We start from the raw sequence: 16,872 nt of genomic DNA, 5'->3' as shown, positions 1-16,872 counted from the left end.
TCCTGTGCCAGTGTATCCCACCCTGGCCACCCTGCATTGGAGGTGCCCGCATGCCCCTTGCCGCTGCCGACTGGCCCGTCGCCCAGTCCGTTGAACAGATCGCCGCCAACCTGGTCACGGTGCGCCAACGCATCGCCGATGCCTGCGCCCGCGTCGGCCGTGACCCGGCCAGCGTGCGCCTGCTGCCGGTCAGCAAGACCGTCGATGACGCCCGCATCCGCATGGCGGTGGCCGCCGGTTGCCGCGAGCTGGGCGAGAACAAGGTGCAGGAGGCGCAACGCAAGGCCGAGACGATGGCCGATCTTGGCGTGCACTGGTCGGTGATCGGGCATCTGCAGACCAACAAGGCGCGCTACGTGGCGCGCTTCGCCAGCGAGTTCCAGGCGCTGGACAGCCTGCGCGTGGCCGAAGCACTGCAGCAGCGCCTGCAGCTGGAAGACCGCACGCTGGATGTGTTCGTGCAGGTCAACACCTCCGCCGAACCCAGCAAGTACGGCTTGGAACCCGCTGCCGTCGAGGCCTTTGTGCAGCAGCTTCCAGCGTTCGATCGCCTGCGCGTGCGCGGCCTGATGACGCTGGCCATCTTCACCCCGGAGGTCGAGCGCGTGCGTGCCTGCTTCGTGCGCCTGCGCGAACTGCGCGACCAGCTGCAGCGCACTGCACCTCCCGTCATCGACCTTTCGCAGTTGTCGATGGGCATGTCCGGAGACTTCGAAGTGGCGATCGAGGAAGGTGCCACCGTGGTCCGCGTCGGGCAGGCCATCTTCGGCGCACGCGCCACCCCGGACAGTTTCTACTGGCCCAGCAATGGAGCCTCCGCATGAAGCACGCGGTCGTCCTGCAACACGTCGCCTTTGAAGACCTCGGCACCCTGCAGCCACTGCTGTCGGCACAGGGCTGGCAGCTGCAGGTGCTGCAGGCCGGTGTCGACACCCTCGATCCGGCCGAAACCGCCGACCTGCTGGTCGTGCTGGGCGGCCCGGTCAGCGTCAACGATGTTGATCGCTATCCCTTCCTCAACGACAGCATCGCGTTGTTGCAACGTCGGCTGCAGCAGCAACGGCCCACGCTGGGCATCTGCCTCGGCGCGCAGCTGATGGCGCGCGCACTCGGTGCCGACGTCGCCGCCAGTGGCGGCAAGGAGATCGGCTTTGCGCCGCTGCTGCTGACTGATGAAGGCCAGCGTTCTCCGCTGCAGTCCCTGCAGGGCATTCCGGTACTGCATTGGCATGGCGAGGCGTTCGAACTCCCGGCCGGTGCACGTCGCCTGGCCAGCACGCCGGCCTGCCGCCACCAGGCCTTCGCCATGGGCAGCCATGCGTTGGCCCTGCAATGCCACCCGGAACTGGATGCCCGCCAGTTCGAACGCTGGCTGATCGGCCACACCCTGGAGCTGGCGCAGGCCGGCATCGATCCGAACGATCTTCGCGCCCAGGCACGCCGTTACGGTGCACCGCTGGCGGCGGCGGCCACCGCGATGTTCGACCATTGGCTGCAGGAGCTGCCGGAGACACCGCAATGAACTACCGATTGCAGATCCACCGCGATGGCGCCCACTGGGGCCACTTCGACTGCAGCGGCCCCGATGCCATGCAACGCATGGACACCATCGCCGCGCAGCTGCCTGCCGAACAGGGCTTCCAGCTGAAACGGCAGAAAGGTGTCGGCGAAGAGCGCATCCTGTCCAGCAATGCCGACGGCCTGCGCGTACTGGCTTCGCAGATCCAGTACCGCGACATCTGACGATCGTCACGGTAGTGCCGGCCGCTGGCCGGCACCCGAATCTGGCCGGCCAGCGGCCGGCACTACCACGGCTGTTCGCCCGCGTGCGAAGCTTCACGCATGCTGACCCTGCAACGCGGCAGCCACCACGGGCTGCTGGTCGCCCCGCGCTGGCCCTCCACCCGTATCCAACTGGAAGAAGAGGTACTGCAACGCCTGCTCGATGCGCAGGCAATGCTGCCTGCCGGGCTGCGACTGCTGCTCACGCGCGGCTTCGAACCCAGCCACAGCCGGCTCGGCAGCTTCCGTCGTGGCGTGCGTTGGCTCGGTATCGCGTTGTTCCGGGCCTGCTATCCGCAACGCCATGATGAGGTCGATGCCATCTTCGGCGCCAACGGCCACGACATCGATGGCCGTCATATCGATGTCTCGCTGGTACTGCACGGCAAGCGGCTACGGCTGCTGCCCGTGGGCGTATTCACCCCGCCACGCTGGCAGGATCGTCGCGTCGCCCGCCATGCCGAAGCGGTCGCGCGGGTGAAGCGCAGCCTGCAGCGCTGCGGCTTCAAGCTGCATCACAACCCCACCGAAGCCCTGCAGATCCACTGCGATTATCGCCCGCGCTGATCTCCCGTCCCGGGCAGGCGTGTCACGCCCATCGATAGATGCAAATGATTCTCTTTTGCTGTAAGGTGCAGCCGCTGCCCTTGCCGCCGCGGGCTGTTCCCTTTCCCAGTTGTCGCCCGCCCCGTGTCCACGCCTGTCGAACCGACGGATGTCGCGCAGCTGTGCGCGGCCCATTACCGGCCGCTGCACGCCCATGTCCGCCGTAAACTCCCGCAACGCAGCGACGCCGATGACGTCGTCCAGGAAACCTGGCTGCGTGTCCTCAAGGTCGCCGCCAGCGGCCTGCTGAGCAACGGCCGCGCCTACCTGTACCGCGTCGCCCACAATCTGATCGCCGATCACTACCGGCAACGCCAGCGCCGTCGTGAGGAAGCGCTGGATGATGCCCAACTGCACGCCCTCGCCGATCCTGCGCCGCTGCCGGAGCAGCACCTGCTGGACGCCGAACAGCTGCGCCATCTCGACGCGATCATCGCCGCGCTGCCACCGCGCTCGCGCCAGGTATTCCTGCTGGCCCGGGTGGAGCAGATGGCACTGGCCGAGATCGGCCGCCGGCTCGGCATCAGCCGGCAGACCGCGCACGGCCATCTGCTGCGTGCGCTGGTGGCGCTGCAGCAGGTACCCGGCGCATGAGCCCGGAGGCGATCGCGCGCGAGGCCGCACGTTGGTGGCTGGACGGCCACGACGGCGGTCGCGACGAGCGTGCCTTCAACCAGTGGTACTACGCCGATTGCCGCCACGCCGCGCAGTACCAGCACCTGCAGGCGCTCTGGCAGGCCGGTGATGCCACGCCCAGCCTGCAGCGGCATCAGCGCAAGCGGCAGCGCCGGCACCTGCGCGACGCCAGCACTGCCGTGCTGCTGCTTTGCGCCTTGGGCCTGTATACCCGCCAGGCCGCACCACCGGCCGCGCAGGTGATGCGCACGGCGACAGGCGAGATCCGTGAAGAAGTACTGCCGGATGGCTCGCACGTGCTGCTGTCACCCGGAAGCGAAGTCCATGTCCGCATCGATGCACAGCGCCGCCAGCTGCAGCTGCAGCACGGCCAAGCCTGGTTCAAGGTAGCCGCCGATGCGCAGCATCCGTTCCAGGTGCATACGACGCACGGCATGGTCACCGCGCTCGGCACGGCCTTCGACCTTGCCGTGCAGGACAACGACAGCGTGGTCACCGTCACCGAGCATCGCGTCCGTGTGGACAGCGGCACCCGCAGTGAGCAGGCCATCGAAGGGCAGCAGCTGCGCTTCGATGGACAGGCACCGATCATCGGCCTGGCCGCCAGCCACAGTGCCCTGGCCTGGCGCGAGCGTCGCCTGCATTGGGTCTCCACGCCCTTGGCCGAGGTCACCCAGGGCCTGGATCGCTGGCATGGCGGCCACACCTGGATCATCGGCGCACACCTGCGCCAGCAGCCGGTCACCCTGCTCGGCAGTGCAGACGGTGCGGCGCGCAGCCGCGACCAGCTGGCCACGCAGCTGCATGTACGCGTGCTGCGCCTGGGCGCGGGCGTGCAGGTGTGGCTGCCGCCACGCAGGGAACATCGCGATGCACCCTGACATCGGCCCTGCCACTGCGTCTACCCAGGATGACGACGCGCTGCGTCAGCCCCTGGAGCTCCCGATGCTGTTTCACCGTCCCCTTGTCCTCGCCCTGTCACTGGCCTGCGCCGGTCCGCTTCCGTTGTTACCTGCCAGCGCACACGCGCAGGCCGCCTCCCGTCACTTCGATCTTCCTGCGCAACCGCTGGCCAGCGCGCTGGATGCCTACAGCCGGCTGACCGGTGTCGATCTGGTGATCGGCGCGGCATTGCCAGGCGGCCAGACGGCGCCGGCACTACGCGGACGGTTCGACGACGCGCAGGCCCTGTCGCGCCTGCTGGCCGGTAGCGGCCTGCGCCCCCGTTTCATCGACGCGCGCCGCGCCACCCTGGAACCGGCGCCGGCCGCCCCCTCAGATGGCAGCCGTCGAACCGGCCCGCTGCGCGTACAGGGCGATATCGCACACGGCCATTCCCCCGGTGCAGGCGCCAGCCAGTATGTCCCGGCGGCCCGCGATGGCTTTGCGCCCGCCGTCGGCAGCGAGCGCGTGGCGATGGCCGAACGCCAGGACGGCAACAGCCTGCTGCGTTCGATGCCCGGCACCCACAGTTTCCACTCGCGCAGCCAGCCCGGCCTGCAGGTCAACATCCGCGGCATGACCGGCGCCGGGCGGGTCAACACCATGATAGATGGTGTCACCCAGACCTTCCGCAACAACGCGGGCCATGGCTCCGGCGGTCCGTTCGCCTACGTCGACCCTTTCCTGCTGGCCGGTGTGGACGTGCAACGCGGTGCGGTCGCCGGTGGTGATGGTGCCGGCACGCTGGCCGGCAGTGCCAATTTCCGCACGCTGGACATCGACGACCTGCTCGGCGAAGGCCGTGACTGGGGCCTGCGTGCGGGCTATCGCCATGGCAGCAACGGCTATGGCAGCGGCCGCACCTTCGCCGGCGCATGGCGCCACAGCGAGGACGGCGGTGACCGCCAGTTCGGCCTGCTGGCCGCTGCCAGCAGCAGTCGCAGCGGCGAGTACGCCACGGCACGCGGGCAGAAGAACAATGCCGACCCCGGCAGCCAGCAGCCCAGCAGCTGGCTGTTGAAAGCACGCCTGCAGCCCAGTGACCAGCATCGGCTGGACCTGAGCCACATGCGCTACGAAAACGACTTCTACCACAACTACCCGTGGCAGATTTCCGCACGCAACCAGCGCGCCAGCTACCACTACACGCCCTACACGCCGTGGATCGACCTGCGCGCGACCTTCGCCGGCAACAAGACCCGGCTGTTCTATCCACCCGTGGAGGATTCCAGCTACATCGGCCGCCGCACCCACAGCAGCCTGAGCAGCTGGACGCTCGACAACACCAGCCGCTTCGATATCGGTGCACTGCAGGCACGCTGGAACACCGGCATCAAGCACCAGTCGGACGTCTACGTGGCCGACACCCCCATCCTGCGCGGCGCCAACCCCCAGGGCCGCAGCCAGCTGGACGGCGTGTTCAGCACGCTGGAACTGCAGTACGACATCTACGCGCTGACTGCAGGCCTGCGCCAGGATCGCTATGGCATCCGCGGCCACGTCCCGGTGTGCTCGGATGTGCCTGGCCAGTGCGCCGAGATCAACGGCGGCGGCATCGACGTGCGCCGTACCCAGCGCGCACTCAGCCCCAGCCTGGCGGTATCGTGGCAGGCCACCGACTGGCTGCAACTGTTCGCCGAAGCCTCGCGTACTTCCCGCCCGCCGCGGGTGCAGGAGATGTTCTTCGAGAAGATCCCGCTGGAAGGCATGAGCGATGCCGACGGCGTGGGTGCCAACCCGTTCCTGCGCCGTGAGCGCTCGCGCAACCTGCAGTTCGGCGCCAACCTCAGCGCCTCCTCGCTGCTGACCGACGGTGACCTGGCGCAGCTGCGCGTCACCCGCTTCGACAACCGCATCCGCGACTACATCAAGCCGCAGTACCTGCTGATCGTGCACCCGCCGGAGGTGGGGCCTTTCGTGGTACCGATCGACAGCGATCAGCAGCTCACTGCCTGGACCGATGCCCTGGACGTGGACGACTTCAGCACCACCACGCGCTGGATGAACCACCCCGGCGTGGTGCGCATGCGCGGTATCGAGCTGGAAGCGCACTACGCCAGCGCGCACTACCACGCCACGCTGAGCTGGACCCGCTCGCGCACCAGTGCGCCTGCCATCGAATTCGTCAACCTGGAAGACATCACCGCCCTGCCCGACCGCTTCTGGACGTTGGATGTCGGCGGCCGCTGGTGGCAGCAGCGCGTGCAGGCCGGCCTGCGCGCCGAATACTCCGGGCCCACCGAAGAAGGCTACGACTTCTTCCAGACCCGCAGGACCGGCGGTACCGGTGTACTGCTCGACTTCTACGCCAGCTTCAAGCCCCAGCCCAACACCACGCTGTGGCTGAACATCGAAAACCTGCAGAACAAGGCCTATGACAACAATGCCTCGATCGACAGCATCTTCAGCCCGATCCTGGACCGCGGCAACGGCCGTGGCCGCACCGTCTCGATGGGCGTCAATGTGGCGTTCTAGCCGTCGCTGGCTGCCGCTGTGCCTGCTCGCACTGGCCGCAATCGCCAGCGCGCAGCCTATGCCCGGCACGGTGATCGACCTGGCCAGCGGGCAGCGCCTGGACGAAGCCGCGTTCGTGAAGCGTGCAGCGAACGCCCCGCGGCTGCTGCTGGGCGAACGCCACGACCTGGCCGGTGACCACGCCGCCCAGCGCTGGCTGCTGCACGCGCTGCAACGGCAGCGTCCACAAGGCGCGCTGGTGATGGAGATGATCGCCAGTGAACGCCAACCGCGCCTGCAGCGGGTGCAGCGCTGGCTGGCCAAGGGCAACCATGCCGATGGTGCGCGCCTGCAGGCGCTGCTGGGCTGGGATACGCGCTGGCCGTGGGCCACCTATGGCGGGCTGGTACAGGACGCCACCGCCGCCGGCATCCCCCTGTTCGGCGGCAACCTGTCGCGTGCCGAGGTCAATGCGTTGCTTGCCTCCAACACGTCGGTGCGGTTTCCGATGCCCACCGCCCGGCAACGCCTGTCGGCCGTGGTGCTGGCCCAGCACGCAGACGCCGCACCGATGCTGGAAGGGATGCTGGCCGTGCAACAGGCCCGCGACACCCGCATGGCACAGGCACTGACCGCAGCCCCTGCACCCGCGCTGCTGGTGGCCGGCCGCTGGCATGTACTGCGCGGCACCGGCGTGCCGGGCTACCTGCCACCGGAGGTACCGGCACTGGTGATCGCGCTTGCGTCACCCGACGAAGGCGTCGATGCGGCCGATGCCGATCTGCTGTGGGTGCCGGGCGATGAGTGAACGCGGCCAACACTGGCAGGCGATTGCCATCAGCATCGGCCTGCACCTGTTGCCCTTGCTGCTGTTGGTGCACTGGATGGCCGCGCCACCGTTGCTGCCGCCGCCTGAGCAGGATGTGCGCATCAGCCTGCGCCTGCTGGCACCGGCTACGCCTCCCCAGCCGGTCGAAGAGCGCCAGGCCGACACCCCCAGCCAGGCGCAGCAGGCGCGCGCGTCGCAACCGGCGAAGTCGCCCCCTCCGCCAAAGCCCACCGCCGCGCGCGAGGGCGAGGTGGCCGCCAGCGAGCTCGGTGGCCCTGGCCGGCAAGCCCTGCCGGTCGCCCCGCCTGCGGCCGTGACCGATGCAAGTCCCGCACCGGCATCGATCACGGCCGCGCCGCCCGCTCCCGACGCACCACCGGCGGACTTCCAGGCCGGCGCCGCCAGCGACCAGTGGGAAGCCCGCCTGATGGCGCGGCTGGAGCGTTATCGCTACTACCCCGCCGCCGCGCGCTCGCGCCGTCAGCAGGGGACGGCCTGGGTCAGGGCCAGCATCGATCGCGAGGGACGCCTGCAGGCCCTGCGGCTGGAGCAGTCCAGCGGCCAACCGATGCTCGACGACGCCGCACTGCAGACGTTCCGCCGCGCGCAGCCGCTGCCGCCCATTCCCATGGAAATGAAGGCACCGCAGGAACTGGTGGTGCCGGTGGAGTACTACCTGCGCTAGGCGGCGTAGGCCTCCGCCTCGATCTCGAACAGCATGCCGTCCAGCGCCAGCCGTGGCACAGGAATCAGGGTGCAGGTCGGCGCTGCGCCGTTCGGCCAACGCCGCCGTACCTGCCGGGCGATGATGCCCAGCCGGTCCTCGTCGTGGTCGACCACCAGGATGCGCAACCGCGCGACATCGGCCAGGCTGGCCTGCGCCGAACGCAATGCGATCTGCAGGTTGTCCAGTGCCTGCTCGACCTGTTCCCCGAAGCCGGGGGAGAGATGACCATCGGCATCCTCACCGCCCTGCCCGGCGATATGGATCACCCGCGCCGGCAACCGCACCACGGCCACGTGTGAGTACCCATTGGCGGCAGGGTCGTAGAGGCCGGGAGGATTGAACAGCTCCAGCAGGCCGTGACTGAGGTCCGGGGTGGTCAACAGGTTCATGCCGCATGCCTCGTGGGGGATGCGAGGCAGTCTGCGACCTCAACCAGAGTTGAGGTCAAACCGAGCCGCTGCAACAGTCCGGTCCGCCATGCGCAACGATCGTGCCCACGTGTAGAGCCGAGCCCACGCTCGGCTGCTCAGCGCGAATGGCAGCCGAGCATGGGCTCGGCTCTACCGTTCACGGCTCACGTCCACGCCGGGTCTGCGGTGAAATCGATGGTCAGCCAGAACGTGCTGCCCCGAGCATCCAGCCGCACCGCGATCTCGTCACGCATCGCATCGACCTCACCCACCGAGCCCAAGGGCGTCGCCGGATCGGCCAATACGTGGATCTCGATGAAGCGCATCCGCCCCATCTTCGCCACATGGCTGGTGAAACCGGCATAGCCACGCTCGGCCACGAACGCGTGCATCACTTGCTGCACGCGCCGGTCCAGATCATCCGGCGCCACCTGCAGCACTTCGCGCATGGCCTTCCACGCGCTGCGCGCCGGCACCGGCAGCATCGCCAGGCTGATCAATGCCAGCACGATCGAATCCAGGTACGGCACCCAATGGTGCCACTCACCACCGTGCAGGACCAGCGCCAACACGAAGGCCAGCACCACTGCCAGGCTCATCAACCCGCCCAGCAGCCAGCCACGCACATCCAGCCATAACAGCGCCGAGCGCAGATGCCGCGCCCGCTGCGCGACGAACGCCGCCATCGCCAGGTTGCTGGCACTCAGCAGTGCCGCCCACCACAGCGCGGGCCCGAATTTCACTTCGTGCCCGCCCGTGGTCAGGCCGATCACCGCGTTGGCCAGCGCATACACGCAGGCCAGCGACAGGATCACACCACCCAGCGCTTCGACCATCGGCTCCAGGTGCCAGTAGCCGTACTGGAAGCGCGGGCTTTGTTCCCGCGCCACCAGCCGCAGCACCGACAACGACACCAGGGTCAGGGCGACGTCGACCAGGCTGTACACGCCGTCGAACAGGATGGCCTGCGATCCCACCAGCAGGCCACCGCCGAAGCCGACCGCGCTCACCGCAAGGGTGACCCCGATCGAGAACGTCAGGATGCGTTGCTCGCGCGCGGTATCCATCGTTCGCCGATGAGCCGACCGTTACGGGTCAGGCCTTCAGCACCTCCACCTTGTACGAGACCGCATCACCCTCCTGCTCGATGATGAGCCCGTGCACGTCCGATTCGAAGCCCGGGAAACGGGCGTTCTGCTCGCGGGCGATGCGCAGCGACTGGATGATCGGCTCGTCGCTGTCGCCGAAGCGCTCGCCCGGCATGATGGTCGGGATGCCCGGCGGGTACGGCACCAGCATGGTCGCCGCGATGCGGCCACTGATCTGCTCGATGTCGACCCGCTCGATCTCGCCCTTGACCAGGTGGTTGTAGGCATCGGCCGGGGTCATCACCGGCGTCGGCAGGTCCACGTACATCTCGCGCATCACCTTGGCCACGGCAAATTCCTGGTTGAACGCATGCAGCGCGTCGCACAGGTCACGCAGGCCCCAGCCGGCGTAGGCATTCGGATAATCGGCGGCCAGCGTCGGCAGTGCCTGGCTCAGCGGCGCATTGCGGTCGTACAGTTCCTTGAACGCCATCAGCTCGGTGACCAGGGTGCTCCACTTGCCCTTGGTGATGCCCATCGAGAACAGGAACAGCACCGAGTACAGGTTGGTCTTTTCCACGGTGATGCCGCGGCCCCACAGGAACTTGCTCAGCACCGCCGCCGGGATGCCCAGCCTGCCCATGCTGCCGTCCATTGCCAGGCCCGGGGTCAGCAGGGTCACCTTGATCGGATCGATCAACACATAGTCGTCAACCAGGTTCTCGAAGCCGTGCCAGTGCGCGTCCGGCCGCAGGTACCACTCCTCGCGCTTGGCCACCAGCGGTGCCGGCGTATCGCCCTTGTCCAGGCTGCGCTCGACCTGGGTTGGCTGCCACACGCTGAACCACCAGTCGTCGCGACCGAGATCATCGCGGACGTGCAGCATCGCGCGGCGGAAGGCAATTGCCTCGTCATGCATTTCCTGCACCAGCGAGCGCCCGGCATCGCCTTCCATCATCTTCGAGGCCACGTCACAGGCGGCAATCACCCCGTAGTGCGGGCTGGTCGAGGTGTGCATCATGAACGACTCATTGAAGCGCTCGGCATCAAGGTTGCGTTGCGCCGAGTTGCGGACGTGGATCATCGACGCCTGCGAGAACGCCGCCAGCAGCTTGTGGGTGGAATGCGTGGTGAAAATGATCGCATCCTGCTCACGCGGCTTGCCCTTGGCCATGCCGTAGTGGTTCTCGTAGAACGGATGGAACGCGGCGTAGGCGTACCACGCTTCGTCGAAGTGCAGGAAATCGACCGCGCTGCCGATCTCGTCGGCGATCTTCTCGGCGTTGTAGCACAGGCCGTCATAGGTCGAGTTGGTGACCACCGCGATGCGCGGCTTGGAACCGGCCTTGTACGCCTGGCTGGCCAGCGGGTTGGCCGCGATGCGCTGCTGCAGCGACTCCGGCGTGAACTGGTCCAGGCTGATCGGCCCGATGATCCCGTGCGCATTGCGGCTGGGCGTGAAGTACACCGGCACCGCACCCGTCATGATCAGCGCGTGCAGCAGCGACTTGTGGCAGTTGCGGTCAACGAACACCACGTCGCCGCGGGCCACCGTGCCATGCCAGACGATCTTGTTGGCGGTGGAGGTGCCATTGGTGACGAAGAAGGTGTGGTCGGCACCGAAGTTGCGTGCCGCCTCGTTCTCGGCATCCTTGATCGGGCCGGTGTGATCGAGCAGCGAGCCCAGCTCCGGCACCGAGATCGACAGATCGCTGCGCAGGGTGTTCTCGCCATAGAACTGATGGAATGCGCGGCCGACCGGCGACTTGGTGAATGCCACGCCGCCGGCATGGCCCGGCGTATGCCAGGAATAGTTCGACTCGGCCGCATGATGGATCAGCGCCTTGAAGAACGGCGGCAGCAGGTTCTTCATGTAGTCTTCGGCCGCGCGCATCACCTGCCGCGAGATGAAGCTCTTGGTGTCTTCGAACAGGAAGATGAAACCGTGGATGTACTTGAGCAGCTTGCTCGGCACCTTCTCGATGGTGCGGCGCTCGCCGTACAGGAACACCGGCAGATTGGCACGGCGTGCGCTCTGCTCGCGCAGGAAGGCGGTCAGGCGCTGGAACTCGCCATCCACCTCTTCGCTGCCATCGATCGAGATCAGCACCGCCGAGGCCGCCACGTAGGTGCGGGCACCGGCCCGGGCGTCATCCAGGTTCAGCCCGCACAGCACGCGCTGGTCGTTGCTGCGCAGCTCTTCCACCAGCGCACGGATCAGGATGCCACCGATGCGCGGCGACTCGTAGTCGTTGTCGATGACAATGACCGGGTAGTCCAGGGACTTGAAGTACACGTTGATTCTCCTTGTCGAACTCAGGAATGCCGGGCGCCGGCGCTGATCGCCGAGGCCTCGCGGGCGCGCTGCCGCTGCTGGCGGCGCTCCTCGCTGAAGAAGGGATAGAACACGGTGATGAACAGCACGAACAGGAAGGCGTACTGCACGATGGTCCCCGACGAGCCGTAGATCGCCCACAGGCAGTACACGACGGTCAGGCTGGTCAGCGTCCAGAACGCACCGGTGTGGACCAGGGTGTGCGAACGCTCGACCACGAAGTAGCACGCCACGCATGAGTAGATGTAGGGCAGCAGGGTCAGCACCACGGCCGCCGACGTGATCACGTCGAACTGGGCCGACGCGGTTTCCGAGGTGGAGGTCACCAGCACCGCCAGGGTCATCAGCACCGCCACGATCAGCACGCCCTTGACCGGCACGTCGTCCTTGTTGGTCTTGCTGAAGATGCTCGGGAACAGGCCGTCATCCGACGCTGCCTTGGCACTCTGCGCGGTCAGCAGGATCCAGCCGCCCAGCGAGCCGGCGGCACCGATGAAGGCGCACAGGCTGACCAGCGCGCCGCCCCAGCCACCGACCGCCTTGGCCGCCGCCAGCGCGAACGGTGCGTCGGACACCTGCAGTTCCGCGTTCGGCACCATGCCCATGATCACCGATGAACTGGCGATGTAGGCGATGGCAGCCAGGAACACGCCGGCCAGCGTCGCGCGGGCGACGTTCTTCTCCGGATTTTCGACCACACCGGCAGTCACCGATGCAGACTCGACGCCGATGAAGGCCCACAGGGTCAGTGCCGCGGCGCTCGAGATCGCACCGAAGTTCGACTCGCCAGACACGTTGTAGGCGCCCTTGAAGATGTCGGCATCGAAGAAGAACCAGCCGAAAATGGCGATGCCCAGGATCGGCACCAACGCAAAGCTGGTGGTGACCGTCTGCACGCGGCTGACGAAGGCCGGACCGATCACGTTGGCAAAGCTCAGTGCCCACACCAGCACCAGCACCGCGATGCAACGCACCAGCGGCTCGGACAGGATCGGGAAGAAATAGCTGAAATAGCCCACCGCCGCGATCGGAATGGCGACGTTGCCGATCCAGTTGGCGAACCAGTAGATGGTGTTGGTCTGGAAGCCCATGTACGGCCCGAACCAGTCGCGCGCGTAGGCATAGGGACCGCCCGCCTTGGGTGCGAGCTTGCCCAGCTTGGCGAACACGAAGGCCAGCAGCAGCGCACCGGCGGTGGTGATCAGCCAGCCCCAGATCGAGGCGGTACCGATCTTGGCCAGGCTGGACGGCAACAGGAACACGCCTGAGCCCATCATGTTGCCGGCGACGAGGAAGGTGGCTCCGACCACCCCGATTTTCTTTGCTTCTGCCATGACGATCTCCGGTACTGGCATGAGCCCGGCAGCACCGGGCGTGGGGACGGTTACGCTGGCGTACGACCGCTGGCGTCTATTTGATGAAGTTGTATTGCAGGCTGCCCTGCACCCGGACCGTGTCGCCGCGTGCGCCGCCCTGCTGTTCCAGCCGGCCGTACAGCAGCTCCATGCCCATCGTCCAGGACGGCGCCGGGCTCCAGATCAGGTTGAACACGCCGTAGCGGCTCTGCCGGAATGCATCAGCGGCGAGTGCGGCGTTGCGCTCCAGGGTCAGCTGGCCAAAGATCAGGTTGGAGCGCCACAGCGCGGACCAGTAATGGGTGTAGCCGACGAAACCGCCGTGCAGGTCCAACGCGGCGAGGCGGCCGTCGGCGCCGACCACTGCGTCCAGTCCGGAGCCGGTCAGGTCGGCGGTGTAGCGACTGAGGCCGCGCCCGCCGAGTACGCCGAACAGCAGCAGGTCGCGCTCGCCCACTGACGCCGAGCCGCTCAGCTGCAGGCCACCGGCCATGCGCCGGTCGCGCTCGCCATCGCCGTCGTAGGCCAGGCTGCGTGCCACCGCGCCCAGCTGCAGGTGGCCCCAGTCGCGCTCCAGGCGCGCGGTCACGGTCACATCGGGCAGGCGGTTGACTGCCGTGCGAGCATCGCTGGCGCCGGCGAGTTCAGTCTTCGGGTCTTCAGCAGCGACGGTCAGGGTGTTGCCCTTGCCTATCGCAAAACTGTGGTGGATGCCCGCCACCAGCAGGTATCCGGCGCCGCCCGGCCCGGCGAAGTCAAGCGTATCGGGCAGGCTGTCCGGGTCCATGAAGCTGGAATAGCCATAGCCGGCATAGGTGTTGCCAAGCTGCCCATAGGCGTGTCGCAGGCGGAACTCATACCCCTCACTGCTGCCGAAGAAATCGTTCTCCAGGTAGAAACGGAGGTTGCCGTGCGTGGTCGGGCGCCGCGCCTCGAAGCTGAAGCGGGTCTGCTTGGCGTGGATGTTGAAGTTGGAGACATCGCGATGGCTGCCACCCACCGGCATCGACGACGGAATGAACTGATCTTCGTCACCGGCCGCACGCGAATCGGCAATCGCATCGAGCTTGGCGTAGCCGCCGATGCGGATCACCGTATCGGTGCCGGGAATGGCGAAGAAGCCTTTCAGATCGGGGTCGGTCGGACCGGCTGCACTGTCGGGACGCGACGCCGCCGTTGAGGGATCGGCCACCGATTCGCGCTGCGGCAGCACCGGTTGCGCCACGCCCGGCACCTGGGTCGGGTGCAGCATGCTGGCGCTGCCGCCCGCCGTTGCTGCCGGGGTCGGGGCCTGCGCCACGGCGGCAGGCGCTGAGCCCTCGCGCTGCTCAAGCCGATCCAGGCGCTGCTGCATGCCTTCCAATGCCTGGCGCATGGCAGCGATTTCCTGCCGCAACGCCTGCGCATCTTCCTGGCCATGCTGCTGCGCATACGCTGGCGCGATCGCCAGTGCGGTCGAACAGGCCAGACTCAGTACCGCCAAGCGCATTGCATCCTCCCTGGACGAACATTCGCAGCGCGCTGGCCGGATACAGGCGCACAGTGCCCTGGCCTCGCGTCGCCGTTGCTGGAAATGCGGATACTGCGTTGACGACACCGGCCAGCCTGCATCCGGCAGGCAACAGGACGATGACACTGCCCTGCCCGCACCGGTGTCGAGCCCATCAAGGCCGCGCTGCCAGAGAGGTGGCGACCGCAGCGGTCTGGGTAACAATCGGGGAGTGAGAGTGTCGTGAATGGCTGTGCCGACCGCCCTGGTTCAAGGCATGTCTGGCGCGGCATCCATCGCGCGTTGACGCTGTATTCCATGCGTCAACAGGCTAATCCGCCTGTCGTTTTTGACCTTGATTGGAATCAAGGCGCGATGCTTGATGTCAGTCACGATTCAGATGTGACGACGAACAGCTGCTGCGCAGCCCTGCTGCCCTCTCCGCCCGCCGCAGGAGCGCCGAAATGCAACAGGCCCGCATGCTGCCATGCGGGCCTGTCGGTTACATCACGACGTTGGCGGCGATCAGCGCGGACCCAGCACCGTCTGCAGGTCGGCGCCCTGCGGCAGGCCCGCGCGACGCTGCACCTGCCCTTGTGCATCCTGGAACAGGATGCCCGGCGTGCCCTGGAAACCCATCTCGATCATCAGGACCTGATTGGCATCAAGCTTGCCTGCGATCTCGCGACTGATGCTCGGTAGCGCCTTGATGCCGCCACGGTCGAACTGGTGCTCATTCTCCAGCAGCGCCGCGCTCGGATCACGCGCCGCGAGGATGGCGGCGGCCTTGGCCGGGCTGTCCTCGCGGATCACGCCAACCATGATGTGGCGCAACTGCACCTTGCCGGCGTCAACCCACGGACGCGCCGCTTCCCAGAACTTGTGGCAGTACGGGCAGTTGGCATCGCTGAAGGTATAGACCACACGCGGTGCATCGGCCTCGCCGTCACGCACCCAGGCGCTGGCTTCCAGCTTGGTCCACATCTTGGCCGACATCGGTGCAGCGACCAGCTTCTCCACCGCCTCGGCGGCCACATCGTTGCCTTCGGCATCGAACAGGCTGCCCACCAGCACATGCTTGCCGTCGGCGGTCACGTACGCGGCGGCGGGCTGCTGCCCCCCCACCACGCCGGCGAAGCCACGCAGGCCACCCGGTGCATCAAACTCGGCAACGACTTCGAAGCCGTGCTTCTCGATGCCTTTCAGCACTGCGGGACGGTCACCCTTGGCCGCGGTGGCCGGAGCGCCGGCGGCCGGCGCTGCCGCCGTCTTGCCCGGCGGGGTCTGGGCCTGGCTGCAGGCGGCCAATGCCAGCATGACCGGCAGCAACAGCACCGCCGGAGCGATGCGCAGGGAAGTCGACAACATGGGAACTCCGTAATGAGATGCCCGCGCAGGCTACCGCAGCCGGCGCAGTTTGTGTTCAAGACCCGCCGCGGTCAGTTCGCCAAGGTGCAGTTCACGCAGGCGACCTTCGGCGTCGAAGAACAGCGTCGACGGATAGGCCTGCACACCCAGCACGGTTGACGCCGAGGCGGTATCGTCCAGCAGTACATTGCCCAGCCAGAGCTGTTCGGATGCAATGAAACCCTTCACTTCGTCCAGGGTTTCCCCCTGGTTGAGGAACACGAACTGCACGTCGGTGTGGGTCTGCTGTGCGGATGCCAGCACCGGCATCTCGCGCCGGCAGGGCCCACACCAGCTGGCCCAGAGATTCAGCACCAGTGGCTTGCCCCGGAACTGCTGCAGGTCGATCACGCGCCCCTGCAGATCGGCCACCTGCACCGCCGGCAGCGGCATCCGCTGCTCCTGCCAGGCTGACAGCAGGTGGCTGCCCACCACCCACGACACCACGCCCACCAGTGCGCCCGCCAGCACCGGCGCACGCAACGCGCGCCAGAGCCGCAGCCGCCAGGTGCCCCACGCCAGGCCCGCAGCCAGCACGACTGCAAGGTGATACCCACCGTCGGCGATCTGCAGGATGCTCCACGGGGCCTCACGGTAAAGCGCGAAGTTCAAGGCGACGAAGCTGATGCGTCCGCACAGCAGGCCGATCAGCAACATGTCCAGAACCAGGCTGGCCGCGGAAGGCACTGCCATCCCGTCTTTCCGACGCGGCCACAGGCGTGCTACCGCCATGGCCAGCAGCACGCACATCAGGATCAACACCACCGGCATCGGTACCGGTCCCACACTCGACATCAGCCCACCTGCCCCAT

At 67.2% G+C, this 16,872-nt stretch carries 16 protein-coding genes; 9 read left to right on the top strand and 7 right to left on the bottom strand.

From position 1 onward, the window contains the following. The first annotated feature begins 50 nt into the window (after positions 1-50). The 9 genes from E5790_RS18220 to E5790_RS18180 all read left to right on the top strand — a co-directional run bounded on the left by E5790_RS18220 (position 51) and on the right by E5790_RS18180 (position 7,934). A complete protein-coding gene (locus tag E5790_RS18220) occupies positions 51-824 on the top strand; it encodes a YggS family pyridoxal phosphate-dependent enzyme (protein WP_041863572.1) in 774 nt (257 codons plus the stop codon). Beyond that, the gene (locus tag E5790_RS18215; RefSeq protein WP_111205925.1) at positions 821-1,522 is read left to right on the top strand and encodes a glutamine amidotransferase; all 702 of its coding nucleotides are present in this window, start codon (positions 821-823) and stop codon (positions 1,520-1,522) included. The genes E5790_RS18220 and E5790_RS18215 overlap by 4 nt, the downstream gene beginning before the upstream one ends. After that, the gene (locus E5790_RS18210) at positions 1,519-1,743 is read left to right on the top strand and encodes a hypothetical protein (protein ID WP_014647516.1); all 225 of its coding nucleotides are present in this window, start codon (positions 1,519-1,521) and stop codon (positions 1,741-1,743) included. Before E5790_RS18215 ends, E5790_RS18210 begins: the two co-directional genes overlap by 4 nt. 99 nt (positions 1,744-1,842) lie before the next feature. Next, a complete protein-coding gene (locus tag E5790_RS18205) occupies positions 1,843-2,349 on the top strand; it encodes a hypothetical protein (protein ID WP_014647517.1) in 507 nt (168 codons plus the stop codon). Between the two features lie 123 nt (positions 2,350-2,472). Further along, positions 2,473-2,982, top strand: coding sequence for an RNA polymerase sigma factor (locus E5790_RS18200; protein WP_046431229.1), 510 nt, complete (start codon positions 2,473-2,475; stop codon positions 2,980-2,982). Then, a complete protein-coding gene (locus E5790_RS18195; protein ID WP_049440959.1) occupies positions 2,979-3,905 on the top strand; it encodes a FecR domain-containing protein in 927 nt (308 codons plus the stop codon). Before E5790_RS18200 ends, E5790_RS18195 begins: the two co-directional genes overlap by 4 nt. Positions 3,906-3,969: 64 nt before the next feature. Next, on the top strand, positions 3,970-6,441 hold the full coding sequence (locus tag E5790_RS18190; protein ID WP_046431233.1) for a TonB-dependent receptor: 2,472 nt from the start codon (positions 3,970-3,972) through the stop codon (positions 6,439-6,441). Then, on the top strand, positions 6,428-7,228 hold the full coding sequence (locus E5790_RS18185) for a ChaN family lipoprotein (protein WP_014647521.1): 801 nt from the start codon (positions 6,428-6,430) through the stop codon (positions 7,226-7,228). Before E5790_RS18190 ends, E5790_RS18185 begins: the two co-directional genes overlap by 14 nt. After that, entirely contained in the window at positions 7,221-7,934 is a 714-nt protein-coding gene (locus E5790_RS18180) for an energy transducer TonB (protein ID WP_014647522.1), read from the top strand. Before E5790_RS18185 ends, E5790_RS18180 begins: the two co-directional genes overlap by 8 nt. Here the strand turns inward: E5790_RS18180 and E5790_RS18175 are convergent. From E5790_RS18175 to E5790_RS18145, 7 genes are all read right to left on the bottom strand, one after another. Continuing rightward, complete coding sequence (locus tag E5790_RS18175; protein WP_075075601.1) at positions 7,931-8,365, bottom strand: Rid family hydrolase; 435 nt, start codon at positions 8,363-8,365, stop codon at positions 7,931-7,933. The two genes, E5790_RS18180 and E5790_RS18175, sit on opposite strands and share 4 nt — an antisense overlap. A 185-nt stretch (positions 8,366-8,550) precedes the next feature. Further along, entirely contained in the window at positions 8,551-9,453 is a 903-nt protein-coding gene (locus E5790_RS18170; protein ID WP_111205924.1) for a cation diffusion facilitator family transporter, read from the bottom strand. Between the two features lie 28 nt (positions 9,454-9,481). Beyond that, complete coding sequence (locus tag E5790_RS18165) at positions 9,482-11,770, bottom strand: Orn/Lys/Arg decarboxylase N-terminal domain-containing protein (RefSeq protein ID WP_049440967.1); 2,289 nt, start codon at positions 11,768-11,770, stop codon at positions 9,482-9,484. Positions 11,771-11,790: 20 nt separating this feature from the next. Beyond that, positions 11,791-13,143 carry an arginine/agmatine antiporter gene (gene adiC, locus E5790_RS18160; RefSeq protein ID WP_021204506.1) on the bottom strand — a complete coding sequence of 451 codons (1,353 nt, stop codon included), beginning with the start codon at positions 13,141-13,143 and terminating at the stop codon, positions 11,791-11,793. 76 nt (positions 13,144-13,219) lie between these two features. After that, entirely contained in the window at positions 13,220-14,653 is a 1,434-nt protein-coding gene (locus tag E5790_RS18155; protein WP_049440969.1) for a DcaP family trimeric outer membrane transporter, read from the bottom strand. A gap of 525 nt (positions 14,654-15,178) precedes the next feature. Further along, entirely contained in the window at positions 15,179-16,021 is an 843-nt protein-coding gene (gene dsbG / locus E5790_RS18150; protein ID WP_111205923.1) for a thiol:disulfide interchange protein DsbG, read from the bottom strand. Positions 16,022-16,051: 30 nt separating this feature from the next. Then, positions 16,052-16,855, bottom strand: a complete 804-nt coding sequence (locus E5790_RS18145; RefSeq protein ID WP_049440971.1) for a redoxin family protein — start codon at positions 16,853-16,855, stop codon at positions 16,052-16,054. Between the last annotated feature and the right edge of the window lie 17 nt (positions 16,856-16,872).

It is taken from the genome of Stenotrophomonas sp. PAMC25021 (genome assembly GCF_004795795.1).
GTDB classification, from domain to species: Bacteria; Pseudomonadota; Gammaproteobacteria; order Xanthomonadales; family Xanthomonadaceae; genus Stenotrophomonas; species Stenotrophomonas muris.
Note: the sequence above shows the minus strand (reverse complement) of the source record. Positions and strands in the feature narration are given on the sequence as shown.

What these genes read in the sequence shown, in the direction of transcription:
- E5790_RS18220 (WP_041863572.1), top strand. Translation starts at nt 51, where the DNA reads ATGCCCCTTGCCGCTGCCGACTGGCCCGTCGCCCAGTCCGTTGAACAG.
- E5790_RS18215 (WP_111205925.1), top strand. Translation starts at nt 821, where the DNA reads ATGAAGCACGCGGTCGTCCTGCAACACGTCGCCTTTGAAGACCTCGGC.
- E5790_RS18210 (WP_014647516.1), top strand. Translation starts at nt 1,519, where the DNA reads ATGAACTACCGATTGCAGATCCACCGCGATGGCGCCCACTGGGGCCAC.
- E5790_RS18205 (WP_014647517.1), top strand. Translation starts at nt 1,843, where the DNA reads ATGCTGACCCTGCAACGCGGCAGCCACCACGGGCTGCTGGTCGCCCCG.
- E5790_RS18195 (WP_049440959.1), top strand. Translation starts at nt 2,979, where the DNA reads ATGAGCCCGGAGGCGATCGCGCGCGAGGCCGCACGTTGGTGGCTGGAC.
- E5790_RS18190 (WP_046431233.1), top strand. Translation starts at nt 3,970, where the DNA reads ATGCTGTTTCACCGTCCCCTTGTCCTCGCCCTGTCACTGGCCTGCGCC.
- E5790_RS18185 (WP_014647521.1), top strand. Translation starts at nt 6,428, where the DNA reads ATGTGGCGTTCTAGCCGTCGCTGGCTGCCGCTGTGCCTGCTCGCACTG.
- E5790_RS18180 (WP_014647522.1), top strand. Translation starts at nt 7,221, where the DNA reads ATGAGTGAACGCGGCCAACACTGGCAGGCGATTGCCATCAGCATCGGC.
- E5790_RS18175 (WP_075075601.1), bottom strand. Translation starts at nt 8,365, where the DNA reads ATGAACCTGTTGACCACCCCGGACCTCAGTCACGGCCTGCTGGAGCTG.
- E5790_RS18170 (WP_111205924.1), bottom strand. Translation starts at nt 9,453, where the DNA reads ATGGATACCGCGCGCGAGCAACGCATCCTGACGTTCTCGATCGGGGTC.
- adiC (WP_021204506.1), bottom strand. Translation starts at nt 13,143, where the DNA reads ATGGCAGAAGCAAAGAAAATCGGGGTGGTCGGAGCCACCTTCCTCGTC.
- E5790_RS18155 (WP_049440969.1), bottom strand. Translation starts at nt 14,653, where the DNA reads ATGCGCTTGGCGGTACTGAGTCTGGCCTGTTCGACCGCACTGGCGATC.
- dsbG (WP_111205923.1), bottom strand. Translation starts at nt 16,021, where the DNA reads ATGTTGTCGACTTCCCTGCGCATCGCTCCGGCGGTGCTGTTGCTGCCG.
- E5790_RS18145 (WP_049440971.1), bottom strand. Translation starts at nt 16,855, where the DNA reads ATGTCGAGTGTGGGACCGGTACCGATGCCGGTGGTGTTGATCCTGATG.